The organism is Pseudomonas fuscovaginae SE-1 (assembly GCF_000364705.1).
GTDB classification, from domain to species: Bacteria; Pseudomonadota; Gammaproteobacteria; order Pseudomonadales; family Pseudomonadaceae; genus Aquipseudomonas; species Aquipseudomonas fuscovaginae_A.
The window spans coordinates 1-9107 of the sequence record NZ_AQOH01000233.1 but is presented as its reverse complement, the minus strand read 5'-3'; the positions used below and the strand labels follow the sequence as shown (position 1 = coordinate 9107).

1 protein-coding gene is annotated in these 9107 nt (G+C 68.5%); it reads right to left on the bottom strand.

All coding sequences use genetic code 11. The features are described 5' to 3' along the window. A partial coding sequence (locus tag K675_RS31090) for a non-ribosomal peptide synthetase (RefSeq protein ID WP_017905257.1) occupies positions 1-9107 on the bottom strand: 9107 nt, incomplete at both ends.

Sequence of the window (9107 nt, the reverse complement as noted above, 5' to 3'; positions counted from 1 at the left end):
CGCGGCGGTTCAACTGGTCATGGCTCAGCCGCTGTTCGCCCGCCGCCACGGCTTGCGCCTGCGGCGCTCGTAGCGTCTGGGCCTCGAACAACCCGTGCAGGGTCTGGTCGAGGTGGTAGTCGACCGCGGTGGCATTGAACCCGTCGAGCAACTGCTCGCGCTCGGCCACGCCCAGCACCGGCAGGCGCTCCAGGGCCAGTTGCGGCTCGAATTCCAGGGCCTGCACCAACGCCTCCAGCGCCACCTGCATGTAGTCGCAAACCCGCTGCGCCCCCACTTCGGCAACCTGGGCGACCAGGCGGAAGGCATTGCCCAGGTCGTCGACGTTCAGGCTCAGCGGGTAGTTGGTGCGCTCCTCGCTGGTCAGCACCTCGATGCCCTGCCAGGCCCGACGGGTTTCGGCGTCCGGCTCGCCAGCAGTGCCGTGGCGATAGTTGAGCATCGCGCTGAACAGCGGCAACGGCGCCGCCACCCCACTGCAACGCTGGGCCAGGGCCAGCGAGGCATGCTCGTGGCCGAGCAGCGCGGTGAGCCGGTCATGAGTCGCCTTGACCCCGTCCCGGACCGACACGGCATCGATGTCGACCCGCAGCGGCAGGGTGTTGATGAACATGCCCAGAGCACGATCACTGCCGGCGCCGCCCTGCATGCGACCGAGCAGCACGGTCCCGAACACCACCGACGAGCGGCCGCTGGTGGCCGTCAGCACCCGAGCCCAGGCCAGGTGAAACAGGCTCGCGGCACTCACCCCCAGCAGGCGGGCCTGGGCGCGCAGGCGCAGGTTCAGCTCGGCCGGCAGCAGCCGGCTGGTCTCCTCGATGGCACGGCCATCGCCCTGCACATCCAGCAGGCCGAATGGCAGGGTCGGCTCATCGATATCACCCAGTTGCTCGCGGAAGAAGGCTTCGTGTTCCTCTTCGCTGACACCCAGGCGCGCCTGGGCCACATAGTTGCGATAAGGCACCGCCATGCCCAGCGGTTCGGCCAGCCCCAACAGACCGGCGCGCATTTCCTCGCTGACCACCTCCAGGGCGGTATGGTCCAGCACCAGGTGATGGAACAGCAGTACCGCCACCGTGCGCTGGTGCACCGCGTCGTAGGCATGCACCAGGCGGATCAGCGGCGCCTGGTTCAGGTCCAGGCGATAGTGGCGGGCGTCGAAACGCGCCTGCAACTGCTCCAGCGCATCGCCGGCCGCCGGTTCCAGAGCCACCTCCTCGACCACCAGAGCGGCTTTGCGCCAGACCACCTGCACCGGTTGCTCCAGGCCCTCCCAGAGGATGCCGGTACGCAGGATGTCGTGGCGATCGATGACCTGTTGCAAGGCCGCGGCAAACGCCTGCAGGCGCTGCGGGTGGTCGAAGGTCAGCTGCGATTGCAGCAGGTACGGATCGCCCTGCCCGGCACTCAGGTGGTGATAGAGAATACCTTCCTGCAGCGGCGCCAGCGGGTAGATGTCCTGCACGTTGGCCACGCCACCCGGCACGCTGGCGACAATGCGGTCGATGCCCGCCTGGTCCAGGTCGATCAATGGCAGCAGGTCCGGGGTGATCTGCCGGCACCCGGCCGGAATGCGGTTTTCCGGCACGCTCACCGCCCGCCCGCTGCCCACCGCCGCCGCCAGCGCCGTCAGGCTCGGCTGGCTGAACAGCACGCGAATGTCGGCACTCAGGCCGGCCTGGCGCATGCGCTCGATCAGCGTCACCGCCAGCAGCGAATGGCCGCCCAGTTCGAAGAAATGATCGTGGCGGCCCACCCGCTCAACCTTGAGCAGGTCGGCCCAGATCTGCGCCAGACGGATCTCGACCTCGCCCACCGGAGCCGCGTACTCACGGCTGGACAGCGCCGACGGGTCCGGTGCCGGCAGTGCCTTGCGATCCGGCTTGCCGTTGGGGCTCAACGGCATCGCCTCAAGGTGCACGAACAGCGTCGGCAGCATGTATTCCGGCAGGTAGCCGAGCAGGTGGGCGCGCAGTTCGTCGACGCCCTGCGGCTCGCTCGCCGTGTAGTAGGCGACCAGGCGCGGATCGCCCGGCAGGTCCTCGCGGACCATCGCCACCGCCGCCGTCAACGCCGGATGCTCGGCCAGACGCGCCTGCACCTCGCCCAGTTCGATACGCAGGCCGCGCAGCTTGACCTGGTCGTCGTTGCGGCCGAGGAATTCGAGATTGCCATCGAGGCGGTAGCGCACCAGGTCGCCGGTGCGGTACAGGCGATCGCCAGCCACGAACGGGCTGTCGATGAAGCGCTCGGCACTCAGTTCGGCCAGTCCGATGTAGCCACGGGCCACGCCGACACCACCGATATGCAACTGGCCACTGACCCCCAGTGCTACCGGCTGGTCCCGGGCATCCAGGACATACAGGCGGGTGTTGTCGATCGGTCGGCCGATCGGCAGTTGCGAATCCGGGACCGCTGCGTCCGGTTCCAGGGTCCACACGCTACTGTCCACCGTGGCCTCGGTCGGCCCATAGACGTTGTGCAGCCGCACCCAGGGCAGGCGGGCACGCACCGCCTGGGCCAGCGCCGAAGTCAGCTCGCCGCCGCCACAGAACACGTCGGTCAGGCCGCGGCACTGGCCGGCCGCCTCGACGTCCAGGAACTGCTGCAGCATCGCCGGAACGAACTGGATCACGCTGACCTGCTGCTCACGCACCAACTGCGCCAGGTAGGCCGGGTCGCGATGTCCTTCGGGACGTGCCAGTACCAGGCGCATGCCGGCACTGAGCGGCCAGAACAGCTCCCACACCGAGGCGTCGAAGCTGAAGGGGGTCTTGTGCAGCAGCGCACCCTGCGCGCCCTGGCCATACAGACGGGAACTCCACCGCACCAGGTTGCACAGGCCACGATGCTCCACCGCCACCCCCTTCGGGGTACCGGTGGAACCGGAGGTGTAGATCACATAGGCCAGGTCCGAAGCCGGCACCGGCGCCAGGTTGACCTCGGCGCGATCGGCCCAGGCATCCTGGTCGAGGTTGATCAGCGGCACCGCAACGCTGCCCAGGCGCGCGAGGGTGGCGTCCTGCGCCAGCACCACCCGCGGCGCGCTGTCCTCGAGCATGTAGGCGATCCGCTCCCGCGGATACCCCGGATCCAGCGGCACATAGGCACCACCGGCCTTGAGAATCGCCAGCAACCCGACCAGCATCTCCACGCCGCGCTCGACGCAGATCGCCGCCCGTTCATCCGGCCCCACTCCCTGCTCGCGCAGGTAGTGGGCCAGGCGATTGGCGCGCCGGTTCAGTTCCCGATAACTCAGTGACTGACCGTCCGCCACCAGGGCCACGGCCTCAGGCGCCAGTTCGACCCGGGCCTCGAACAGCCCATGGATCGACTGTCCGAGGTCGTTGTCGACCGCGCTGGCATTGAGCCCGGACAACAACCGCTCGCGCTCCCCGGCCGGCAGCACCGGCAGGCCGTTCACCGCCCGGCCGGGCTCCTGCTCCAGGGCCTCGACCAACGACGCCAGGGCCGTCTCCATCAGCTCGCAGATGCGTTGCGCGCCGACCGAGGCCAAGGTCAGGGCGATCAACCGGAAGCCTTCGCCCAGGTCGTTGACACTCAGGCTCAGCGGATAGTTGGTCCGGCCATCGCTGGCCAGGGTCTCGATCCCCGGCCAGGCGGCCTGCTCCTCGTCGCGGCTCTGGCGGTAGTTGAGCATCGCACTGAACAACGGCGCGCCCGCCGCCACGGCACTGCAGCGCTGGGCCAGGGCCAGCGAGGCGTGCTCGTGCCCCATCAGCCCGGTGAGCCGGGCGTGGGTGGCCATGACCGCGGCCCTGGCCGGCGTGGTGTCGATATCCACGCGCAATGGCAGGGTGTTGATGAACATCCCCAGCGCCCGGTCGGCGCCCTGCCCGCCCTGCATACGGCCCAGCAGTACCGTGCCGAACACCACCTGCTCGCGACCGGAGGTGGCCGCCAGCACCTGCCCCCAGGCCAGGTGGAACAGGCTCGCCGCCGTGACCCCGAGCGCCCGGGCCCGAGCGCGCAGGCGCTGGCTCAGCGCATCCGGCAACGGCCGGGCGACCTCCTCGATATCACGACCATCGTTCTGCACATCCTGCAGGCCGAAGGGCAGCGTCGGTTCGTCGATGCCACCGAGCATCTCGCGGAAGAACGCCTCGTGTTCCACCTCGCTGACACCCAGGCGCGCCTGGGCCACATGATTGCGATAAGGCACCGGCTCAGCCAATGCCGCCGCCTCGCCCAACAGGCCGGCGCGCATCTCCTGGAGCACCACCTTGAGTGCCGTGTGGTCCAGCACCAGATGGTGGAACAGCAGCGCCGCGACGGTGCGCCGGTGCCGCGCATCATGGGCATGTACCAGGCGGATCAGCGGTGCCCGGCCCAGGTCCAGGCGGTAGTGGCGCGAATCGAAACGACGCTGCAACTGTTCCAGTACATCACCGTCGGCCGGCTCCAGCGACAGTTCCTGGACCGCCAGTTCGGCCCGGCGCCAGACCACCTGCACCGGCTGCTCCAGGCCCTGCCAGAGGAAACCGGTACGCAGGATGTCGTGACGGTCGATCACCTGCTGCAAGGCCGCGACAAAGGCCTGCAGGCGTTCCGGGCTATCGAACGCCAGCCGCGACTGCAACACGTAGGGGTCGCCCTGCCCGGCGCTGAGATGGTGATAGAGGATGCCTTCCTGCAACGGCGTCAGCGGGTAGATGTCCTGCACATTGGCGGCACCGCCCGGCACGCTGGCCACGACCCGGTCGATGGCCGCCTGGTCCAGCTCGACCAGCGGCAGCAGCTCTGGCGTGATGCGCTGGCAATCGGCGGCAATACGGTTTTCCGGCACCTGCAGTTCGCGGCCACGGCCAATCGCCGTGGCGAGGCCGGCCGGGGTCGGATGGCTGAACAGCGCACGCACGTCGGCACTCAGGCCCGCCTGGCGCATGCGCTCGATCAGCGTGACCGCCAGCAGCGAGTGCCCGCCCAGTTCGAAGAAGTGATCGTGGCGACCCACCTGGCCGACCTGCAGCAGCTCGGCCCAGATCTGCGCCAGGGTGGTTTCCACCGCCCCCTGCGGCGCCTCGTAGCCACGGCTGAGCAAGGCCGTCTGGTCCGGCGCCGGCAGCGCCTTGCGGTCGAGCTTGCCATTGGCGGTCAGCGGCAGCGCCTCGAGTTGCACATAGGCCGAGGGCACCATGTAGTCCGGCAACTGCCCCTGCAGGTAATCGCGCAGCGCTTCGGCAGCAGGTGTTTCAGCCGCCTCGGCGCTGAACCAGGCCACCAGGCGCTTGTCCCCGGGGGCCACCTCGCGCACCAGCACGGCCACGTCGCGAACCTGCGGATGGCGTCCCAGGCGGGTCTCGATCTCGCCCAGCTCGATGCGGAAGCCGCGAATCTTCACCTGATTGTCGTTGCGACCCAGGTACTCCAGGTTGCCATCGGCACGCCAGCGAACCAGGTCGCCGGTGCGGTACATCGAACCGCCGACAAAGGGGTCGGTAGCGAACTTTTCGGCGGTCAGTTGCGGCTGGTTCAGGTAGCCCCTGGCCACCCCCGCACCGGCCACGTACAGCTCCCCCACCGCGCCCACCGGCACCGGCTGCCGGCGGGCATCGAGCACGTAGGCACGGCTGTTGCCGATGGGTCGGCCGATCGGGATGCTGCCGCCCTCGACCGCGGTGATTTCATAGGTGGTGGAGAACGTGGTCGCCTCGGTCGGACCGTAGCCATTGAGCAGGTGTTGTGGCGCGCCGTCACGCAGCACCCGTTCGATCACCGCCGGATCGAGCACGTCGCCACCGACGATCAGGTAGCGCAGGGCGCGGAAGCTCTCCATCAGGCCATCGGCATGCTGGTGGAACAGGCCGGCGGTCATCCACAGCACGCTGACCTGCTGCTCGCGCAGCAACTGCGCCAGCGCTTCGCGCGACAGCAGCACATCCTGCTCGACCACCACCACGCAGCCGCCATTGAGCAGCGGCGCCCAGACTTCCAGGGTACTGGCATCGAACGCCGGGTTGGAAGCGAAGGCCACCCGGTCCCGCCCGTTGAATTCGGCATAGCCGTTGTTCAGCACCAGTCGCGCTACCGCCCGGTGTGGCACCAGCACGCCCTTGGGGGTACCGGTGGAGCCGGAGGTGTACATGATGTAGGCCAGCGCGTCGGCCGACTGCGGCAGATCCGGATCATCCGTAGCCAGCTCCTCGGCAGCCAGCCGGTCCAGTTCGATACGCCGCACGCCGTGCTCGTCCGGCTGGGCGCCGCTGGTCAGCAGCCAGGACGCCTGGCTGTCTTCGAGCATGAAGCGCTGGCGCTCGAGCGGTGCGTTGATATCCAGCGGCACGTAGGCCGCGGCGCATTTGCTGATCGCCAGTTGGCTGACCAGCAGGTCCACCGAGCGCTCCAGCAGGATCGCCAGATGCTCGCCCGGTTGTACGCCGAGCCCCAGCAGATGATGGGCCAGGCGGTTGGCACGGCGATTGAGTTCGCCATAGCCGAGTACCTGCCCGCCATGGACCACCGCCGGTGCCTGCGGATGGGCCGCCGCACGAATCTCGAACAGCCGGTGCAGGGTCTGCTCGCTCGGGTAGTCGCGTTGGCTGGCATTGAAGTCGAACAGGACCTGCTGCCGCTCCGCCGCCGGCAGGATCGGCAAGCGGCCCAGGGCCTGTTCCGGTGTTTGCTCCAGCGCCTGCACCAGTTGCTCCAGCGCCGTGCACATGTAGGCCGCCATCCGCTGCGCGCCGACGGACAGCGCCGCCAGCACGCGTAATTCGAAGCCGCTGCCGATGTCATCGACACTCAGGGTCAACGGATAGTTGCTGCGCTCCTCGCCACCGAGGGAATGAATGCCGTCCCAGAGTCCCTGGCCCGCTGCCGGGCGCTCATCGGCGGCACTGTGGCGGTAGTTGAGCAGCGCGCTGAACAGCGGCAGCGAGGCATCCACCGCGCTGCAACGCTGGGCCAGGGCCAGGGAGGCGTGCTCGTGGGCGAGCAAGGCGGTCAGCCGGGCATGGGTCGCCTTGACCCCGTCCCGGACCGACACGGCATCGATGTCGACCCGCAGCGGCAGGGTGTTGATGAACATGCCCAGGGCGCGATCGGCGCCCTCGCCACCCTGCATGCGGCCCATCAGCACGGTGCCGAACACCACGCTGTCCTTGCCGGAAGTGGCCGCCAGCACCCGGGCCCAGGCCAGGTGCATCAGGCTCGCCGCACTGACCCCGAGCAGGCGGGCCTGCTCGCGCAGCCGGCGGTTCAATTCAGCGTCGAGCGGCAGCAGGGCCGACTCGATCGCGCGCCCGTCGCCCTGCACATCCTGCAGGCCGAACGGCAGGGTCGGCTCGTCGATGTCGCCGAGCATCTCGCGGAAGAAGGCTTCGTGCTCCTGCTCGCTCGCCCCCAGCAGAGCCTGGGCCACGTAGTTGCGGTACGGCACCGCCGCCCCCAGTGACTCACCCCGCCCCAGCAGCAGACTGCGGATTTCCTGCACCACCACCGCCAGCGCGGTATGGTCCATGGCCAGGTGGTGGAACATCAGCACGGCGACGATCCGCCGCTGCGCCGGGTCCTGCGCATAGGCCAGTTGCATCAGCGGCGCCTGGCGGATATCCAGGCGGTAGGCTCGGGCATCGAAACGCTGCAGCAGTTGCTCGAGCACCTCGCCACCGGTCGCGTCGAAACGCTCCTCCCAGACCGGCAGTTCGGCCTCGCGCCAGACCACCTGCACCGGCCGTTCCAGACCTTCCCAGAGCACACTGGTACGCAGGATATCGTGGCGCCGAACCACCTGCTGCAGAGCGGCGGCGAAGGCCTGCAGGCGCTCCAGGTCGTCAAAGGCCAACTGCGCCTGCAACAGGTAGGGATCGCCCTGCTCGGCGCTCATGTGGTGATAGAGAATGCCTTCCTGCAACGGTGCCAGCGGGTAGATGTCCTGCACGTTGGCCGCGCCACCGGGCACCGTGGCGACAATACGGTCGATGCTCGCCTGGTCCAGCTCGATCAGTGGCAGCAGGTCCGGGGTGATGTACGGGCAAGCGGCGGGAATGCGGTTTTCCGGCACCTCGACTTCGCGGCCGCTGCCGATGGCCGCGGCCAGCGCCGCCAGGGTCGGCTGGCTGAACAGCACCCGCACGTCGGTGCTCAGGCCCACTTGGCGCATGCGTTCGATCAGGATCACCGCCGACAGCGAGTGGCCGCCCAATTCAAAGAAGTGATCGTGGCGCCCGACCCGCTCGACCTTGAGCACCTCGGCCCAGATCCGTGCCAGGGCGGTTTCCACTTCCCCTTGCGGGGCCTCGAACGTCCGGCTCAGCAGCGCCTGCTGGTCCGGAGCCGGCAACGCCCGGCGGTCGAGCTTGCCATTGGCGGTCAGCGGCAGCGCGTCGAGCTGCACATAGGCCGAAGGGATCATGTAGTCCGGCAGGCGCCCCTGCAGGTAGATGTTCAGGGCTTCGATCGCGAGCGTTTCAATGGCGGTGAACCAGGCCACCAGGCGGCCTTCGCGGACCAGCACCACGGATTCGCCGATGACCTCATGGCTGTTCAGCGCCGCCTCGATCTCGCCCGGCTCGATCCGCACACCACGGATCTTCAGTTGGTCATCGTTGCGCCCGAGGTAGTCGAGATTGCCATCGGCCAGCCAGCGCGCCTGGTCGCCGGTGCGGTAGAGAAGCGCCTGCGGATCGGCGCTGAACGGATCCTTGATGAAGCGTTCGGCGGTCAGGTCCGGACGATTGAGATAACCCCGGGCCACGCCGACACCACCGATGTACAACTCGCCGGCCACGCCAATCGGTACCGGTTGCTGTCGCTCATCGAGCAGGTAGACCCGGGCGTTGGCGATCGGCTTGCCGATATGCAGCACCTGCCCGGCCTCCATCACCCCGGAAGTCGCCACCACCGTGGCCTCGGTCGGACCGTAGTTGTTGACCACCGCGAAGCGTTGCGCCTGGCTGAACTGGCGCAGGCGATCGCCACCGATCAGCAGCGTACGCAGGGTCGGGTGTTCGAGCCGCTGGGCGAAGACATGCTCGGCGATCGGCGTCGCGAGGAAGCACACGTCCAGTGGCTGCGCCTGCCACCAGGCCAGCAGCCGGTCGATTTCCTGGTGTCCGATATCCTCTGGCGGCAGGTGCAGGGTCGCG